Origin of the sequence: Leptolyngbya sp. NK1-12, from assembly GCF_032598965.1 — a bacterium.
GTDB lineage: Bacteria > Cyanobacteriota > Cyanobacteriia > Elainellales > Elainellaceae > Elainella.
The window spans coordinates 383,247-401,985 of sequence record NZ_CP053586.1; the positions used below are offsets into that span (position 1 = coordinate 383,247).

The 18,739-nt window shown below is 50.4% G+C and carries 17 protein-coding genes; 10 read left to right on the forward strand and 7 right to left on the reverse strand.

The annotated features are described in order from the left end of the window. Positions 1-182: 182 nt before the first annotated feature. Positions 183-1,712, reverse strand: coding sequence for an energy transducer TonB (locus HJG54_RS01210; protein WP_316432886.1), 1,530 nt, complete (start codon positions 1,710-1,712; stop codon positions 183-185). A 390-nt stretch (positions 1,713-2,102) separates the two neighbouring features. Here HJG54_RS01210 and HJG54_RS01215 point away from each other — a divergent pair, with 390 nt between their 5' ends. From HJG54_RS01215 to HJG54_RS01255, 9 genes are all read left to right on the forward strand, one after another. After that, positions 2,103-2,759 carry a MotA/TolQ/ExbB proton channel family protein gene (locus HJG54_RS01215; protein ID WP_316432887.1) on the forward strand — a complete coding sequence of 219 codons (657 nt, stop codon included), beginning with the start codon at positions 2,103-2,105 and terminating at the stop codon, positions 2,757-2,759. 5 nt (positions 2,760-2,764) lie between these two features. Beyond that, on the forward strand, positions 2,765-3,175 hold the full coding sequence (locus HJG54_RS01220) for an ExbD/TolR family protein (RefSeq protein ID WP_316432888.1): 411 nt from the start codon (positions 2,765-2,767) through the stop codon (positions 3,173-3,175). A gap of 6 nt (positions 3,176-3,181) precedes the next feature. After that, a complete protein-coding gene (locus HJG54_RS01225; RefSeq protein ID WP_316432890.1) occupies positions 3,182-4,234 on the forward strand; it encodes a FecCD family ABC transporter permease in 1,053 nt (350 codons plus the stop codon). Between the two features lie 34 nt (positions 4,235-4,268). Then, positions 4,269-5,315, forward strand: coding sequence for a FecCD family ABC transporter permease (locus tag HJG54_RS01230; protein WP_316432891.1), 1,047 nt, complete (start codon positions 4,269-4,271; stop codon positions 5,313-5,315). A 4-nt stretch (positions 5,316-5,319) separates the two neighbouring features. Beyond that, positions 5,320-6,147 carry an ABC transporter ATP-binding protein gene (locus HJG54_RS01235; protein WP_316432892.1) on the forward strand — a complete coding sequence of 276 codons (828 nt, stop codon included), beginning with the start codon at positions 5,320-5,322 and terminating at the stop codon, positions 6,145-6,147. After that, positions 6,144-7,163 carry a helix-turn-helix transcriptional regulator gene (locus HJG54_RS01240; protein WP_316432893.1) on the forward strand — a complete coding sequence of 340 codons (1,020 nt, stop codon included), beginning with the start codon at positions 6,144-6,146 and terminating at the stop codon, positions 7,161-7,163. The genes HJG54_RS01235 and HJG54_RS01240 overlap by 4 nt, the downstream gene beginning before the upstream one ends. A 156-nt stretch (positions 7,164-7,319) precedes the next feature. Beyond that, the gene (locus HJG54_RS01245) at positions 7,320-9,914 is read left to right on the forward strand and encodes a TonB-dependent siderophore receptor (protein ID WP_316432894.1); all 2,595 of its coding nucleotides are present in this window, start codon (positions 7,320-7,322) and stop codon (positions 9,912-9,914) included. A gap of 122 nt (positions 9,915-10,036) precedes the next feature. Next, positions 10,037-10,912: an iron-siderophore ABC transporter substrate-binding protein gene (locus HJG54_RS01250; RefSeq protein ID WP_316432895.1), complete on the forward strand. Its 876-nt coding sequence runs from the start codon at positions 10,037-10,039 to the stop codon at positions 10,910-10,912. 32 nt (positions 10,913-10,944) lie between these two features. Next, complete coding sequence (locus HJG54_RS01255; protein ID WP_316432896.1) at positions 10,945-12,231, forward strand: MFS transporter; 1,287 nt, start codon at positions 10,945-10,947, stop codon at positions 12,229-12,231. Positions 12,232-12,281: 50 nt separating this feature from the next. Here the strand turns inward: HJG54_RS01255 and HJG54_RS01260 are convergent, their stop codons facing one another. Continuing rightward, positions 12,282-14,072, reverse strand: coding sequence for an ABC transporter ATP-binding protein (locus HJG54_RS01260; RefSeq protein WP_316432897.1), 1,791 nt, complete (start codon positions 14,070-14,072; stop codon positions 12,282-12,284). A gap of 37 nt (positions 14,073-14,109) precedes the next feature. Continuing rightward, positions 14,110-14,376, reverse strand: a complete 267-nt coding sequence (locus HJG54_RS01265; protein ID WP_316432898.1) for a hypothetical protein — start codon at positions 14,374-14,376, stop codon at positions 14,110-14,112. Between the two features lie 148 nt (positions 14,377-14,524). On the opposite strand from HJG54_RS01265, the gene HJG54_RS35325 reads away from it, so the two are divergent. Then, positions 14,525-14,827 carry an HAD-IA family hydrolase gene (locus HJG54_RS35325; RefSeq protein ID WP_420717405.1) on the forward strand — a complete coding sequence of 101 codons (303 nt, stop codon included), beginning with the start codon at positions 14,525-14,527 and terminating at the stop codon, positions 14,825-14,827. A 138-nt stretch (positions 14,828-14,965) separates the two neighbouring features. Here HJG54_RS35325 and HJG54_RS01270 read toward each other — a convergent pair whose 3' ends face one another. The 4 genes from HJG54_RS01270 to HJG54_RS01285 are packed head-to-tail and all read right to left on the reverse strand — an operon-like array spanning position 14,966 to position 18,729. Then, positions 14,966-15,640: a DevA family ABC transporter ATP-binding protein gene (locus HJG54_RS01270; protein ID WP_316432899.1), complete on the reverse strand. Its 675-nt coding sequence runs from the start codon at positions 15,638-15,640 to the stop codon at positions 14,966-14,968. A gap of 53 nt (positions 15,641-15,693) precedes the next feature. Further along, positions 15,694-16,860 (reverse strand): ABC transporter permease DevC, encoded by a 1,167-nt coding sequence (devC, locus tag HJG54_RS01275; RefSeq protein WP_316432900.1) that lies wholly within the window; start codon positions 16,858-16,860, stop codon positions 15,694-15,696. Next, positions 16,850-18,028: an HlyD family efflux transporter periplasmic adaptor subunit gene (locus tag HJG54_RS01280; protein WP_316432901.1), complete on the reverse strand. Its 1,179-nt coding sequence runs from the start codon at positions 18,026-18,028 to the stop codon at positions 16,850-16,852. Before HJG54_RS01280 ends, devC begins: the two co-directional genes overlap by 11 nt. Next, entirely contained in the window at positions 18,028-18,729 is a 702-nt protein-coding gene (locus HJG54_RS01285) for a DUF6220 domain-containing protein (RefSeq protein WP_316432903.1), read from the reverse strand. The genes HJG54_RS01280 and HJG54_RS01285 overlap by 1 nt, the downstream gene beginning before the upstream one ends. Positions 18,730-18,739: the final 10 nt, after the last annotated feature.

Sequence of the window (18,739 nt, forward strand, 5' to 3'; positions counted from 1 at the left end):
TCCAGTTTGCCAACACGCCTGTACAATCCAGTTTGCCAACACGCCTGTACAATAGAGCGCCTGAATCTAGGAGATTCAGTCGGATTTGGTATGAGTACGAGAAATCATCACAATAATAGCTATTTTATGGCCTGTGCTGTCGATTGGTGGCGAGCAGATCCGGTTTCTTTGATTGAACCTGACTACAGCGGTTCTGATGCCGGGGCTTCTGGAGGTGGAGCCGCTTCTGGTTCATAGACTGGCTCAGGTGGCGGAGCTGCTTCTGGCTCATAGACTGGCTCAGGCGGCGGTGCCTCGTAAGCCGGTTCCGGCGGAATATATTCTGGTTCGGGCGGCGGAACGTAGGCTGGTTCGGGCGGCGGTTCTACCGGAGCTTCTATAGGATCGGGGACTGCTTCGGGTACGGTAGTTGGCGGCAGCAGGTCCGTCGTCGTCGGGTCGGTGAGCGTTTCAGTAGGTGGTTCGCTAGGAGCCGCGGCCTCTTGCGGAGTTGGCGCTTCAGGCTGGGCTGGTGCGGTGGTGGGAGCGGGTGATCCAGTTGGTTGCACCAAGGGTTCGGGTTGATCAATCGGTTCGGCGGCGGTATTGCTGGGGGCCGAGGGTTGTTCGACGGGTGGTTCCCCAGGTTGCTCCACAATCGGTGCAGGGGGTGGAACATTCACCTCGCGGCGATCGCCCCGCTCTTCGGCCTGACGGTTAAAGTCGGAGCCTCGGATCGTCATATCGATACTGAGAACCGTACTGCCAGCACCACCACTGTCATCCAAACGATATTTTTCTCGTACTGTTTCGAGAACTGCTTCATCCAATACGGTATGTCCGCTGGAATCTACAAGAGTAGCGCTGACTACATTCCCATTTTCGTCATAATCCACCAGCACCTTGACGGTACCTTCCTGTCTGGCTCGTAGAGCTTCTTCAGGATAATTGACATCGGGACAGTTGCGACAGGCAATCCGCCGACCGCTGCCTGCGGATGGCGTGTCTGTGCTGTTGCCCCTGTTATTGCCGGTACCTGAACCCGTTCCTGAACCTGAACCTGAACCCGTGCCGCTGCCTGTTCCAGTCCCTGTTCCAGTACCTGTTCCAGTCCCTGTGCCTGTGCCCGTACCTTCTGGATTTGTGCCGGTTCCCACAGCCGCAGGATTACCTTCACCGGGATCACCCGCTGGTTGCTGCTGGGCTTCCCGGTTGCGCCGCAGTTGTTCTAACAGATCGCGGAAATTGCGCTGGGGCTGGGTAGCTGCCTGCTCAACCGGAGGTTGGGGCGTTTCGGTCGCGGTTGGCTCTGGAGACGGGCTGGGCGACACTTCTGGCTTGACTTCTGGAGGCAGCTCAGTTTGCGGGGTTTCGGTTGTTAGGGTTTCCGGTGGGGGAATGGTCGGCAGCGGCTCAGGCGGAATTGGCTCGGCTAAAGCCACGGCGGCTGGGGGAGCGGGTTCGGGGATGCCACCACTGCCACCACTGCCGGTTAAAACCTCCGCTTCCTCTTCTGGCGGGGGAGATTCTTCAATTTCTGGCTCTTCGGTATCAGTCACCACAATGGCAATTTCTTCCGGTTCGGGTTGGGTCGCCGTCCACAGCGGTTTTAAGTTGAGCAGCAACAGTCCGGCATGAAGCCCTAGGGAAGCGACCAAAGTGCGGGTTAGCAACACCTTGAGGGCGTTTCGCTCCTGCTCTCGTTTTAGATCTGCTAATTCGGGAAGCGCCATTTTGCCTTTGGGTGAAGATGAACTATGTCCTAATCTACAACAGTTGTTGCAAGTAATAGCGGTTAACTTGTAACCATTTTCATCATTTGATGATAGATGATGATAGCTAGAAGTCGGATCATCGAACGATTGCCGTGTTGGAATCTTGCTTGAACAAATTGTTACAACTTTATTTTTAGAGTGAGAGCGCGGCATTGCTGGATTGAACCAACCACAGATGCCTCTCCAATCAAGCTGATCTCCAGCGCTGATTTTCCGGAAATCTTCTTGCAAGTAACTCGCAACATTATAGAATGATTGGAACTTGGCAGATTGCTTTGCTGCGGCAGCCAGGGACCGCAGGTCGATTGAATGTCGATTGAATGTCGATCAAATACAGTTGAGTTGATTATGTTTTTAGTTGATTTATTTGTTGCGGGTGGGTTCGTGATGTACCCCCTGTTGGGGTTCTCGATTTTGGCGATTGCGCTGATTATTGAACGCTGCCTGTTTTGGAGAAAGGTAAACCGGCAGCAGCGGCGAGTGGTGCGGGATGTGTTGGCCGATTATCAAATGGGAGCCGACACGGTGATGCCCAAGCTAAGACAGCATAGCGATTTGCCGATTGCCCGCATCTTCATGGAAGCAATGGAAGTAGATTACGCACCACCCCAAGCGTTCCACAATTTCCTAGAAGGGGCGATTCAAGCCGAATTGCCAATTTTGCGACGGTTTAATACCATCTTCGACACAATTGTGACAGCGGCTCCGCTGCTGGGTTTGCTGGGAACGGTAACGGGTTTGATTCGCTCGTTTGCCAATCTGGATCTGGGCAGCGTGGGCCAAGAAGGAACGGCCAGAGTCACCGGCGGGATCAGTGAAGCGCTGATTTCAACCGCAACGGGCTTGATTGTGGCCGTGCTGGTGCTGCTGTTTGCAAATGCCTTTCGTGGGTTTTACCGTCGGCAGCTCGCTTTGATTCAGGAATATACCAACCAGCTTGAGGCGCTGCATTTCTGTCGCTATCAGGAAGGACGGTCTGGACAAGTGATGGTGAGTAAGGAGTAGAACGAATGACAATCCGCGACGACGACTTAGATACCGCTCCCCAGATCAACATCGTGCCGATGATCGATGTGATCTTTGCAATTCTGACGTTCTTTATCATGGCGACGCTATTTCTGACTCGCTCGGAGGGGCTGCCGGTGAATCTGCCCAATGCCGAAACCGCAACGCAGCAAAATACCAAACAAAAGCGAGTCACGGTCACAATTGATCCGCAAGGCCAGCTATTTCTCGATCGTCAACCGATTGCAGCCAAAGACTTGAAATCCGCGATTCAAACGGCTAAAGGTAAGCAAGATAAAGTTTTGGTGATCATCAACGCCGATCGCCAGGTGGATCATGGCCAAGTGATTGAGGTCATGGATCAAGTCAGAACCATCGAGGGTGCTCAGTTAGGAATTGCCACAAAGAGAAAGTAGCCTGAGATGAAACATGCAGCAACAAAGCCTAGTCCACCTTCAGCACCCCCCTCGGCCCACTCCGCTCACGTGAATCTGCTGCGATTGATTGGCTTGGGGATCGGCATTCTGCTCTTGTTTGGCTGCCTGATCGCCAGTTTGCTATTAGGGGCAGCCGATCTTGATCCCCGCACCATTTGGCAGGCGCTATTTGCCTTTGACGGTTCCACCGAGCACTTGATTATCACCACCGTGCGTCTACCGCGTTCGCTGATCGCTCTGACGGTGGGCGCAGCTTTGGCAGTTGCGGGAGCGATTACCCAGGGGTTGACGCGCAATCCCTTAGCCGCACCGGACATTGTCGGCATCAATGCGGGAGCCGCCTTGGCGGTGGTAGGAGCTACGTTTCTGTTCGGCAGCGCCTCGTCCCACACCTACGTTTGGTTTGCCTTCCTGGGCGGAACCCTGGCGGCCATTGCGGTCTATGTGCTGGGATCGATCGGACGCAGCGGTCTGACGCCTTTGAAGCTGATTCTGGCTGGAGCCGCCCTCACCTACTTGCTTTCATCCTTGACCACCGGAATGCTGATCCTGAGCCAACGCACCTTAGATGAAATTCGCTTTTGGCTGGCGGGATCGGTGGCAGGGCGAGATTTTGCCACGTTCACTTCGGTGTTACCCTACATGGGGATCGGGTTATTGGTGGCCCTGATCCTGAGTCGCCAAATCACGATGTTAACCTTGGGAGACGATGTTGCCAAAGGGCTGGGATTGCGCACCGCTTGGGTGAAAGCCACTGCCACGGTTGTGGTGATTCTGCTGGCTGGCAGCTCGGTAGCGTTAGCTGGTCCGATTGGCTTTGTGGGTTTGGTGGTGCCCCATTTGGTTCGCTTTTTCGCCGGAGTCGATTATCGTTGGCTCTTACCCTACGCGGCGATTGCGGGGGGCATGCTGCTGCTGCTAGCCGATATTGGTGCCCGGATCATTATCAAACCTCAAGAACTCCCCGTTGGTATTATGACTGCCATCGTCGGTGCACCTTTCTTCATCTATCTGGCCAAACAAAAGGTAAAGCGATGAATGGGCATCACAAAAACGAAATGTTCCAAAAACAATGACAAAAAGCTGGTTAGTGATTCGATCACAAAAATCACCGTTCTCGATCCGTCTGGATCGACGAGTTCCCTGGGCCATGCTGACTCTGGCAATTGCCATAGCAGCCGTAATGATTCTCAGCATCGGCTACGGTGAATATCCGATTTCGCCGCTGGATGTGGTGAAAACGCTGCTCGGAATTGATACCGGCAATCCAGATCATGCATTTGTGATCTATGTGCTGCGCTTACCTCGCGCCATTACCGCCCTGTTGGTCGGAACTGGGCTAGCTGTATCGGGTGCGATTTTGCAAGGACTGACGCGCAACCCACTGGCGGCTCCAGAAATCATTGGTGTGAATGCCGGGGCTAGTTTAGTAGCCGTTGCCATGATTGTGTTGTTGCCTAGCTTTCCGCTGGTTGCTCTGCCGGTGGCAGCATTTACCGGAGCATTAGTGGCAGCATTGCTCATTTATTTCCTGGCCTGGGACAATGGCAGTGCCCCGATTCGTCTGATTCTAGTCGGCGTTGGCGTCGATGCGCTGGCGGGTGCTTTTACTAGCTTGATGATCACCTTCGGCAATATTTACGATGTTAGTCAGGCGTTGGTTTGGCTAACGGGTAGCGTATATGGACGCAACTGGGAGCATATTCAGGCGTTACTCCCGTGGCTACTGGTGTTTTTGCCGCTGAGTTTTCTGCTGTCGCGGGATTTGAACACGTTAGCGTTGGGAGACGATATTGCCAAAGGCTTAGGCAGCAAAGTGGAATGGCAGCGGGGATGGTTGCTGCTTACCAGCGTCGCTTTAGCTGGAGCAACAGTAGCCACGGCGGGCACGATTGGCTTTGTAGGCCTGATGGCTCCCCATCTTTCGCGGCAGTTGGTGGGTGCCTCCCATGAAGGATTGCTGCCGGTCGCGGCCTTGGTGGGGGGATTAATTGTTGTCCTGGCCGATTTGTTAGGCCGATCGCTGTTTGCCCCCATCGAACTGCCCTGCGGCGTGATTACGGCTGCCGTTGGTGCCCCCTATTTCCTCTATTTGCTCTATTCCAATCGCAATGCTTAATCCTATGAGTGTAACGATATCTTCCACTGAACCCGCCTTAACCACTCGTCAACTCACTCTAGCCTATGATAGGGCGATTGTGATCCGCGATTTGGATTTAGTGATTCCAGCCGGACAGATTACGGCACTGGTTGGCCCGAATGGCTGCGGCAAATCCACCCTGTTGCGGGGACTAGCCCGCTTACTGAAGCCGCTGAAGGGAACGGTCTATCTCGATAGCGCTTCTATCTTTCGACTTTCCACCAAAGAAGTCGCCAAACAACTCGGAATTTTGCCCCAAAGCCCCACTGCACCCGAAGGCTTGACAGTCCGCGAGCTGGTGGCCCAAGGCCGCTATCCTCACCAAAGCTGGCTGCAACAGTGGTCTGCCGAAGACGATCGGTTTTTGGAGCAGGCCCTCGCCATCACCGGCATGGTTGAGTTAGCCAATCGCCCCCTCGATACCCTCTCTGGCGGACAGCGACAGCGAGCCTGGATTGCCATGACCTTGGCCCAAAATACGCCAATTCTGCTATTGGATGAACCGACCACGTTTCTAGATCTAGCGCATCAAATTGAGATTCTAGATTTGCTCTACGAATTGAATCAAACCGAAGGCCGCACAATTGTCATGGTACTGCATGATTTGAATCAAGCCTGCCGCTATGCCGATCATTTAATCGCTGTTAGGAACGGTGGTGTATATGTGCAAGGTATTCCAAGCAACATCATGACTGAAACAATGGTTCAAGAAGTATTTGGCATCGAGAGCCGCATTGTTCATGATCCGGTAACGCATACGCCCATGTGTATTCCCATTAGCCGCAAAGCACGATTAGCTGAACTGCGATGACAAGCCTACTGAATGAGCAGGAACTGTTGGAGCTACGACAGAGTAGTTCACATCGAGAAGTTAGCCATAATACGAATGGCTTTGATTACACGGAGCGCATTGAATTCCAGTTTGCAAAGGAACACTATCAGCTTGCCCATCTGCGACCTGGCTTATGTCTAGAAATCATTGATGATCACTACTACAAAGATTTCAGCCTCCAACCAGACCATAGTGAATTTAATTGTCTAGTTGCCAAATTTTATATCTCAGGCCGTTATAAAGTTTTGACGCCTAATGTTCCTAATATTCCAGAAGAGTATATCGAGCAGGCCGGTTATAATTACCTCCTCTTTTTACCCGATATTCAAGAGACAGAACTATATTTTGCCAATCAGCACTGCCAAATGATCCGGATCGAGATTGATCCCAAGCTTTTAGCCACTCACACCCTTGAGAACAGTCGTCTTCCCTGGACACTTCAGCAGTTACTCAAAGGTAATTTAGAACACTGCTTTCACCAGACTCTTGGGCGCACTACTGCCGCGATGGAACTGACATTGCGACAGCTATTGAATTGCCCCTATCAAGGAATGACAAAACGAATTTATCTGGAAAGCAAAATTCTAGAACTTTTAGCACTCCAAATCCATCAGTGGACAGAACACAATACAGAACATTCGAGCTATTCTTGCCGCTCGCTGCATCCAGGCGACATTGAACGCTTGCATCACGCCAAAGAGATTTTGCTGCAAAACTTTGACAATCCGCCCTCGTTACTCGATCTAGCCCGACAGGTGGGGTTGAACGACTACAAACTCAAGCAGGGCTTTCGGCAGGTGTTTGGCACCACTGTGTTTGGATACTTGCAGATGCATCGGATGAAATATGCTCAACAGCTTTTAACCCAACGGGAATTGAGTGTAGCGGGAGTGGCCCAACTCGTCGGCTATGCCAGCCAGAGTCGCTTCTGTGACGCCTTTAAGCGCCAGTTCGGCGTCAGTCCGAGGGAGTATCGGACGCGGCTGCGGGGATGACTCTCGCCCATCCCGATCCGGATCGGGCAAATAAAAATCCGTTTTGGGCAAACTCTGATTGCCCGATTCCTCTATTCTGATTTAACTGAGAAATATTCCTATCAAATGCTCATCTCCATTGTGGCAGGTGGGCTAGAGAATTTGGTGTGAGGCAATATGGGGAAATCAGAACTGCTGCTGAGTTTGTCTTTGCTTGGGTTGGTGACGGCCCACCCGGTGCAAGCGGTTGAATCTGCTCTAACGCGACAGGTACGACAAGTTCAACCAGCTCAATCGACCAATTTGTCAGAAGCCGTCAGGGAAACTAACGGTAGAGTCAGCGGTGCAGTAATTCGGGAAACTGCCCCGCCTCGCTTGCAGGAACTAGAACAACCGGCCACAACCGTGGAGGAATGGCTGGCACAGTCGATTGTTCAAGTCACCGGGGTGCAACTGAACTCAGCGGATGACGGATTGGAGATCATTCTCGAAACTTCGGGCAATCTAGCGCCAGTGACGCCGACGGTGGTGGGGAATGCCTTAATCGCCGATATTCCCGATGCGGTGCTGGCTTTGCCAGATGCAGATGACTATCAAGCCGCAAATCCAGCCGCGGGCATTGCCTTGGTATCGGCGACAAATTTGCCCAACAATCGGGTTCGTGTGGCAATTACCGGCACCGAGGTTCCTCCCACGGCTGCGATCAGAACCGATGCTGAAGCCTTCGTGCTGAGTGTGACGCCGGGAACCGCTACGGCAGATACTGCAGACGACGCCATTCAAGTAATTGTGACTGGCGAGCAAGAGGAAGGCTATAACCCATCAGAAGCCACTACCGGAACTCGGATTGAAGCACCGCTGCGAGATCTGCCCCTGGCGATTCAGGTGATTCCCGAACAGGTGATCGAGGATCAGCGAGTGGTTCGATTCAACGAATTAGCAAATACGGTGCCGGGTGTGGAGCCGCAAATCGGCTATGGCGGGATTTCTTCCACCGGATTTTTGATTCGCGGGTTTTCAACCGAGTTCGAGAGTTTTCGGGATGGATTCCGGGATTTTGGCTTTATCAGTCCGCGGGATGTAGCCAATGTAGAACGGGTGGAATTCTTGCGGGGACCAGCCTCGGTGCTCTATGGAGGGGGCTTTTCCTTTAGTGGTGCGGTGAATACCGTAACGAAACGCCCGTTGCCCGAACCGCGCTATCAAGTCGAAGGCATTGTTGGCAGCTATGATTTCTACCGCTCCACGCTGGATTTCACCGGACCGCTCAACGACGATGCAACGGTATTGTATCGGTTAAATGTCGCCTACGAAAACGCCGATAGTTTTCGCGATTTCAACCGTAACGAAAGCATTCTTGTGGCCCCAGTGATTAGTTGGGATTCCAATACCGGCACGCGGCTGACCGTTGGGCTTGAATATCAAGACTACAAATATGCCTACGATCGCGGCTTACCGCCAATTGAGGCATCCTTTGACGTACCGATTAGCCGCACCATTATTGAGCCGGATTTTAACGACGCTGAATTTGATTCAGTGCGCTTATTCTATGACTTTGAGCATGAATTTAGCGACCAGTGGCGCATCCGCAATGGATTGAATGTTTTGAGCGTGCAAGGTGGGATTGAAGAAGTTTCGCTTGGCAACTTTGATACGATTCTGGAGCCAGATGGCCGCACGTTAACCCGCAGTTCTAACCGCACGGACGAATCCCAATTCAACATTGCCATGCAGACTGAACTGATCGGGGAATTTCAAACCGGATCGATCGAGCATAATCTGCTGTTTGGGGTTGAACTGGCACGTTACCGTTTTGCCTATGATTTCTTCAGCGCCCCTATTGATCCAATCGACTTTTTTGACCCAGACTATGGTATAGAGCCAGGAGAATTTGAGCCGAACTTTAACGAGGAATACGGCTCAGATAACGTTGGCATCTATCTGCAAGACCTGATCTACCTCACGCCTAATTTGATTTTGCTAGCAGGCGGACGATTCGATTGGAGTGACACTATCTACCGCGATCGCAACACTAACACGATTAATAACGAACAATCCGAAACCAACTTTGCACCACGCTTGGGTCTTGTTTATCAACCAACCGATACCACCTCGCTGTACTTCAACTGGTCCAACTCCTTCAATCCCGAAGTCTTCAGCCGCAGTCGCACCGGAGAAGCCTTTGAACCTCAGCGAGGCGAGCAGTTTGAAGTCGGCATCAAGCAGGACATCACTGACGATCTCTCTACCACCTTAGCGCTCTATCATTTGTCGCGGCAGAATGTATTGACCACCGATCCGGAAGATGCAAACTTTAGTGTGCAAACCGGAGAACAAGTAAGCCGTGGTGTTGAATTTGATGTTACAGGTGAAATTCTGCCGGGTTGGAACATCATTGCTAGCTATGCCTATACCGATGCCTTTGTGAGCGAAGACAACAGCATTCCCGAAGGCGATCGGTTGGTGGGAGTGCCGCGAAATAGCGCCAGTTTATGGACGACCTATGAAATTCAATCCGGCAGCTTGGAAGGGCTGGGCTTCGGCTTAGGACTCGTCTATGTGGACGAACGAGAAGCTCTCTTGCCCAATACAGGGTTGACGTTGCCCTCCTACTTCCGCACCGATGCCAGCATTTTTTATCGCCGGGATCGCTACCGATTCGCCATCAATATCAAAAATTTATTTGACACCGAATACTACAATAGCCAGGGCTACTTCATTGTGCCCGGTGCACCTCTGACGATTCTAGGTTCAGTTGCGGTGGAATTTTAGGGAGGAATGCGATGCTTCACCGGATCAGGTCTCACCGATGTACGGTTCGATATCGAATTGCTTCTCTAAAATACATACTCATATTTCTGCTGATTTTGGTATTTAGCGCGGCATGCGCTAGCATGTCTCCTTCTGGGACGGGCAGCAGCCGTTCTGATTGCCGCATGATCCAGCATGCGCTTGGCCAAACCTGTGTTCCAAATCAGCCGCAGCGAGTCATTGCATTGAGTGTGCCTACATTAGGCAATGCGCTGGCGCTAGGGGTTCAACCCATTGCGTCCATTGTCTACTTTGACGATCCGCCTCCCTATCTGGCAAAACATCTAGAATCGATTCAGATACTTGGCAAAGAAGAACAGCCCAATATTGAAAAAGTATTGGCATTGAAGCCCGATCTGATTATTGGCATCAAATATGCAACGGAAGCGATTTATCCTCAACTTTCTCGGATCGCACCCACGGTAGTCGATGATTGGGAGGGATATCCCTCTTGGCGAGACCATTTTGATTTTGTGGCTAAAGTGCTGGGCAAAACCGAGGCGGCGAAACAGGTTTGGGCCAATTACTACCAACGCATTGAGGCTTTGAAGTCAGCCCTGGGAGATCGACTGCAAGACCTGGAAGTTTCATTTGTACATATCTGCTGTGGCACGATTGATATTGATGCAAAAAATTCATTCAATGGCAGCATCCTTGCCGATGTCGGAGTACAGCGACCTCCCTCCCAAGCAGCTCCCATCGCTGGCGGAATCACTTCCCTTTCAGAAGAAAGGTTGATGGATATTAATGGAGACGTTCTATTTGTGGCAACCGAGGGGGAAGCATCGCTGCGAAAATTGGCAGAGCTGAAACAAAAACCTTTGTGGAAACAACTGAGGGCTGTTCAGCAGAATCGGGTCTATCCGGTCAATTACCCAACCTGGAGAGGTGGAAATCCTTTGGCCGCAGATGCCGTGCTTGATGATTTGTTCAAATATTTAGTGAACAATCCGGAATAAAATCCGGAATAAAATATTGCCAACACGTTTACATGCGCATCTTTACCGTCATTTGGTTCGGTCAACTGGTTTCGACAATCGGCAGTTACATGACCGAATTCGCGCTGGTTCTATGGGCTTGGGAGGTCACAGGTTCTGCTACTGCACTGACGTTAGTTGGATTTTTTTCTCAGTTGCCGCGGGCAGTGATTACATTATTTGCCGGCGTGATTGTTGATCGCTGCAATCGTAAGCACCTGATGATGTTAGGGGATGCGATCGCTGTTCTCTCTACAGTTGCATTGCTCCTATTGTATGCAACCGAAAACCTCCAAATCTGGCATCTTTACCTCACGAGTGCGGTCAACAGCAGCTTTGGTCAAATCCAGCAGCTAGCCTATTCCACTTCCGTCAGCTTGATGGTGCCATCGTCGCACTACACGCGGGCAAACAGTATGGAATCAGTAGTTCATTATGGCTCTGCTATTTTTGCACCTGCGTTGGCAGGTAGTTTCTATCCTTTCATCGGTTTAATTGGAATATTCTTGATTGATATGGTCACCTTCGGAGTCGCGATTGTCACCTTGTTAGCTGTCACTATTCCACAGCCATCGCGTATAACCGAATCATCCCGCCTCAGCGCCATTTGGCATGATCTAACCTTTGGCTTTAAGTATTTCTTCAAAAATTCTAGTTTACGTCTCCTGGTTTTGATCACTGCCCTGTTTTGGTTTGTGCATGACCTGGGTGGCGCAATCTACGATCCAATGATTTTGGCTCGCAGTAATGGCAGTGCTCAGGTGTTGGCCAGTACAAGCGTTGCTGCTGGGATTGGCGGTGTGGTCGGAGCGATCGGGGTGAGCATTTGGGGTGGGTTTAAGCGTCGCCTGCGGGGATTACTAGTCGGCATGGTTGGGGCCGGTATCAGCAAAACGGTGTTTGGGCTGGGGCGAACAGTCTCGATTTGGATTCCAGCTCAATTCTGTTCATCATTGAACTTTCCGCTGTTGGGCAGTTCCGAGACGGCGATTTGGATGGCAAATGTCGCTCCCAATCTTCAAGGACGAGTATTCGCGGCTAGCTCACTGATAGTGCAGATCGTTTCAGCCTTTGCTACTTTCTTGGCTGGACCACTAGCCGATCGGGTATTGGAGCCTGCCATGATGTCTAATCATGTTGTCACCATTGCATTGACTCGAATTTTTGGTACAGGGCCAGGAGCAGGGATGGCCGTGCTCTATGTTCTTTGTTCTTTAGGCATGGTGCTGGCTGGCTTATGGGGATGCACACTCCCAAAGTTGCAACAGCTTGAGGCCACTCAATCAGATCCACCCATGTAGTAGAGAGGTAATTACCCATCCCTTCATCATTCAACGCGTCGTAAACCCGATCATTGATGTTCTATAGAAACAATAGTGCCGTTCTCCAGCACAATCACCTGATCGGCAGCTTGCAAGAGGGCAGGTCTGTGGGAGACAACCAGACATGTTGGAGTCCAGCCCTGTGAACCGCGAGATTGACGTAGCTCCAGCAGGTGGGACCAGAGACGACGTTCGGTTTCCACATCCAACGCACTAGAGAGGTCGTCAAATACCAGTAATTCAGGCTGATGTAGGAACATACGAGCCGCCGCCACCCGCTGGATTTGCCCTCCCGAAAGCCGCACTCCCCGCGTTCCCACCTCGGTGTTTAATCCCTCTGGCATGGCTGCAATGTCTTGGACCAAAATTGACCGGCTAATCGCTTGGGCTAGTTCTTGATTAGAACGGTCCAATCCTAATTGCAGGTTTTCTTGCAGCGTGGTGCTGAATAAGGTCGGCACTTGTGGAGTATAGGCACTACGAGGTGGAATGAAGAAACTAGCAGGCTGTTGAATCGGGCGCTCATTCCAGTAGATTTCACCGGCCTGACGGGGCAGTAAGCCTAACAGAGTTCGTAGTAGAGTAGTTTTGCCGGAACCGATGCGTCCTGTAATGACCGTGAGATGACCGCGCTGAACCTGAAAATTCATATCAGAGATACCACAATTTGTATCAGGATATCGATAGGTTAAATCAACAATAGATAATGTATTTAGGCTATCCTCAGGATGACGGATGGTTGATTCAATAGCGGGCAAGGGAGAAGCTTGATTTTTTAGATTTGGAATATACAGCGGGGCATGAACAACCAGAGATAAGGGTGCGCTTTCAGCAGGCAATGGTTCGGCATCTTGCAGCAAGTCTGCCATCCGATCGAATGAGACTTCAGTCTGCTTTGAGAGGCTCAAAAAACCACCCAAAAACCAGAAAAAATCGGTTACAAAAGCAAGGTAGTAGACAAATAAAGCAAAATCTCCAACACTGAGCGCTTGGGCAGGACGCATGGTTTGGGAGGCTAGCAGCAGGATCAGTCCCGTACCCAAGTTGACCATATTTTGCAAAATAGATTCCAGAATGGCAAGGAAAACCTGATCGCGGATAATTGCCTGCTGGCGCTGTTGACTGACCTGCCGAAATCGCTCTAGCACAGGAGATTCTGCGCCTGCCACCTGAATTGCCTGCACCGCCGTAAAGATTTCGCCTATTAGCCCTGTCACCTGCTGGGTGGCCTGACGACTGGCACGACGATAGCGCTTAATCCGAGTTTCGGCCTGCTGAACGATCGCAGCAATCGCAACCAAGGGTAAAAATACAAAAATCGTCAAATGGACATTAACACTAAGAAGAATAATCAAGGATACAGCCGCAAACACCCCTGCTCCTAAAATTTCGTTTGTGCCGACCACATTATCTTCAATCTGAGCGACATCTTCGCGAAAATAACTCAGCACTTCCCCAGAAGATAGGTTTTTTTCATCGGCAACTAACGGCAAAGCACCTGGGCGGCACAAAATGCCAGCTAATAGATTTCGTTGGAGCAGCCCACTGATGGTAAACCGATGTTGAGTTTTGGTAATTCGCCCCATGAAGATAGCAACAATCCGAGCGGCTCCGGTAGCCAGCAACAGCACAATCAGGGTTGCAGATGAGAAATCAGCAGATGACGAATCAGTGAGGTGATTAAAAAATTCCCGAATGATCAGTCCAGGTACAGCCGGCAGCCCCATAATAAACATCCACAGCAAGCTGTCAAGCAAATACAGCCGCGGGGCATACAACAGCAGTTGATAGAGGAGGTGCCAGGTAGAGATTTGATTCACAGGGCCATTCATAAATTCATTTTTTATACAGCGTTTTTCACTCATGTGAGGTATAAGGGCTGTGGGGGCTTCGCTTCAGACGTTCGTTGTAAATCAGCAGAAACCGAGTCTGGAAGCGGTCGTAATCATCGTAGATGGTTTCTCCTAGTTCGCGCAGGTTGTCTGGAATTCCTTTCGACTCTAGATCGTAGGATGTCCACGACGGCGGGCACTCGATGGCTACATAGAGCTGATGCTCCGAGGCAGAACCAATGATGTCTACGCCAGATTGCTGCGACTGCTCCGCACAGAAAACGTTTTCCATAAGTTAATTTGACCTGCTTTTGCGGCTGTTCTGACTGAACCCAGTGGGTTGCAACGGGAATTTCAATATAAGTAATAGATGCAAATATTATCATTTATTAGCGATTCCTCGTCAATTGCCATTACTTGGTAACGCATAGGGACAAGCAATCGACAATGGAAAAGTTTCTGAGGCAGGCTTAGACAGAAGTTTTGAAACTATCATCACAAAAGATGATGGTTTTCCAGAGAAGCCAAACCCAGAATCATTTATATCTATAATTGGAAAATCGGATACTTCACAAGAGCTTTTTTACTGTATAGGAGATAGAGATCTGGATATTGAAGCGGGAAAAAATGCTGGAATCAAAGCTATATTCTTCAACACAGATGGCGGAATGCGAGAAAAAGCAGATTTTAATATTTCAGATCACAAGCAGCTTGGGAAGATCTTGGCAATTAGCAATGGCTGACGATTCTAATGCACCCAAACAAAGTCAAGCGATCAGTGAGTTGCAGAGGATGTCTATGTCCGATGATTGGGAACGACTATGAAGCCGTTTCCCATATCAAGGGGGTTGGGCTGATTGAGAGAATGGTTGAGAAGTTATTTAATCGACTAGGCGACCATCTTCCATGTAAATAATCCGATCGGCAAGATCAAGAATACGGTTATCGTGCGTCACCAGCAAAATGGTACAGCCCTGTTCCTTTGCTAATTGTTCCATGAGTTCCACTACACCGCGCCCTGATTTTTTATCCAGTGCAGCCGTCGGTTCATCGGCTAGAATAATGCTGGGACGGCTCACTAGCGCGCGTGCGATCGCCACTCGTTGCTTTTGCCCTCCGGAAAGATGATCGGCGTAGTAATCTACTCGATTTCCTAAGCCCACGGTTGTGAGCATTTCTGCTGCAACTGTATTTATGTTTTCATTTAGGTACGAATCGTGTAATTCTAACGCCATGCGAACGTTCTGCTGAGCGGTGAGAAAGGTTAACAAATTGTGTGCCTGAAAAATGTATCCAATTTGCTGCCGAATCTGCGTCAGTTGCTTCTTGTTTGCACCATTCATCTCTTGCCCTAAAATCTTCAAACTGCCTTCTTGTGCCAATCGCAAGCCCCCCATCAAACTCAGAAGCGTGGTTTTTCCAGAACCAGAAGGTCCTGTTAGAATCACAATTTCGCCAGAATAAATCTCTAGATTGATGCTAAATAGTACTTGTTTTTGTAAGTCTCCTTTGCCGAAGTAGTGATTGAGGTTGTGGATTGAGATGACGGAGGGCATGGGGAGTAGGAGGGTGAGGGGGTGAGGAGGTAGGGACTAATGACTAGTGGCAACTAAAAAATATCGGCTGGGTCGGCTGCTTGGAGTTTTCGCATGGCGATCGCCCCTGAAACCACACACATGACCAGAGTCATCATCAGGACAAGGGTAGTGCGATTGAGCGTCATGTGGACGGGTAGCAATGTGGCTTGAGCAATTAGTCCATATAGCCCTAATGAAATGGCAAATCCTGGGATAAAGCCTAAGATGGCGAGAATAAATGCTTCTTGTAGCACGACACCTACGAGATAGCGATCGCTATATCCCATCGCTTTCAGAGTGGCGTATTCAGGTAAATGATCAGACACATCTGAATAAAGAATCTGGTAAACAATTACCGTACCTACTAGAAAGCCAACAATCGTGCCAAAGCCAAAAATCACGCCAATCGGTCGGTTTTGCCCCCAGTAGGCTTTCTCGCGATCGATCAACTCCTGCTTCGTCAGTACCAGCACATCGTTGGGTAAAATGGCTCTGAGTCGAGCCTGCACTTGTTCAAGGCTGGCATCTGCTGCTAGAGAAACTAAGCCAATATCGATTTGATCGGGTTGACGATTGGGAAAAACTCGCAGAAAGCTAGAATCGCTCATCAGCAGATTGCCATCAGATGCAAAGGAAACGCCTAAAGCAAACAGCCCTGCAATCTGAATTTGACGATCATTGAGCTGTGCGGATAGAACAGGGGCGTGTTGCAATTGGGATCCGACATTACCCAAAGTTGGACGAGCTGTGCGGTCGTAGAGTGCGTAGTTGAGGAGTTTCAGCTTGTTGAATTGCGGACTGGCATCTGGAATATCCAGGGCTGGATGGCTGGGATTGAAGGCATAGGCTTGAACCTGCCAGGATGTGCGATTGTCAGGATTACGCCAGGTGGCAATTCCGGTGTAGAGCGTATTGATTGAAGCGACACCATTGGCTTCTGAAATTTGAAACAGCCGCGAACGAGAAAACGGTTTAATCGTCTGCATATTATCTGAAAGGGCGTTAAGTAGAAACAAATCGCCTCGCAGTCGATAGTGAATTGAGGTTGCTGCATCAAAGGCGGCGGCCATCAAGCCAAGCTGAAAAAACATTAGAATATCGGCAAAGGCGATACCCGATAGCGCCACGAGCAGCCGTGTTTTTTCGCGTTTGACCTGTAGCCAGGCGATTGGCGTTTTTCGTAAAAGTTTACCTAACATAATCCGATTGAATCGCAACTTGCACCTGTAAGTTAGTCAAATTTGCCACACGCTGACTGTCGGTTGCATTCAGGCGAATTCTCACTTCCACGATGCGCCGATCGAGGTTTTCTCCAGGCTGACGGCTAAACACCTTCTGTTGATTCACCTGTTGTCCAAGTTGATGCACGGTTCCCTGCAATTCTCCGGTAAAGGCATCGCTGGTAATCGTAGCAACTTGACCATTGCGAACTTGGTGGATATCGCTCTGATACACTTCTGCAACGACTTCCATCTGATTGGTGTTACCTAAATCAACGATACCCGCTTCGGCAATCGCTTCGCCGGATTGAGTGTGAACTTCCAAAATCTTGCCGCTGATTGGGGCACGAATGATAGCTTCGTTTAGCTCTGCCTGGGCGCGTTGCACAGCGGCGGCAGCTTGCCTCACCTCTGCCTGGGCAGTTTGCACATCCACTGGACGCACTTCTGCAATTTGATTGAGTGTAGACTGGGCTTGCCTGATCTGAGTTTGCAAGGTTTCTGCGGTGCGATTGCGGTTGGCTTGCACTTCATTGAACTGAGCCTGGGCTGTTGCTAGCGTTAATCGCCGCTGGTCAAGCGTGGAAGCGGCAACAGCGCCCTGCTGGTAGAGGGTCAGATAGCGATCGTATTCCGTTTGGGCTACCTCAACTTCAGCCTGTCGTCTGGCTAGAGTTGCCGCTTGAGTCGTTACCTCTCCCTGAAGCTGTTGCTGTAGCCGTGCCACTTCAGCTTGCTGCGCTGCGATCTCTCCAGACTTGGCTCCTGCTCTGACCTGCGCCAATCTTGACTCGGCGACCCAAACTTGCTCTTGTGCTTCTAGCAAAGCTGCTTGCAGCCGATCATAGCTTTCTAAAATCGCAATCACCTGATTTGCTTGAACTCGATCGCCACGCTGAACCAAGAGTTGCTTCACCCGATCATTTCTGAGCGTGGTAGAAACTGATAGGCTGACGACCTCCGAAACTGGCTCTAACCGTCCTAGTGCCGCAATTGGCTCTTGAGCTGGAGAAGACGGCACCGTTTCAGCCGGATTACGTCCAAATTGACTGACGCTGTAGTAGAACGAGCTACCTGCAACAGCAATGGCAGCAGCGAGCAGGGCAATCGTACTTCGATTCAGTCTTCCGAGCTGTTGTAGCCGCATTACGCTTCACCCTCATCTGCTTTGGGGAATAGAAATCGACTGACACGGTGAACCAATGTTGTCGAAGCAGAAAACAGAGCAAACCCATTCAGCGGATGCAGAATCGCTAACGGAATTGGGGTTTTGAGGTGAATAGTTAGATATTGTAATCCTAACGTTAGCGGCAAGCTGATAGTCAAGCTACGGATACGACGAGGTACAGTGATGCAATGCACCCAAAACAATAGAACTAGGGACAGACCACTATAGCTTCGCACCAGCCAAACATGGGCTTTCCACCACACTGGATTATAGAAATAGGCTAGTCCCACCGTCAGCACTTGAGCATTCAGGCAGATGTTGAAACACACGACGAGCAGGAAAAAGCCCATCAGTGTCCACGATACTGAAGTTCGGGTTACAGCGGTATGAGCTGGTTCAGAAGCAAGCGGTAATTCAGAATGCTGCAATTGACTGGAAAATCCAGCTTCTGTCAAAAGCTGCGCTAGCTTTCCGCCATCGACATTTGCTTGGCAAACGACTGTGGCTGTTTCAGTCTCTAGGTCTACTGTTGCTGACAATACGCCAACTTGTTGCAGCAGAGCTTTTTCAACGGCTTGCACACAGCTATCACAGTGCATTCCTTTTACATCGAGCTTCACCGTCACTGAGTCATCAATAGAAAATGCTGTTGTTGAATCAGAAGAGAGATTGCTATTCATATCTCGTAAA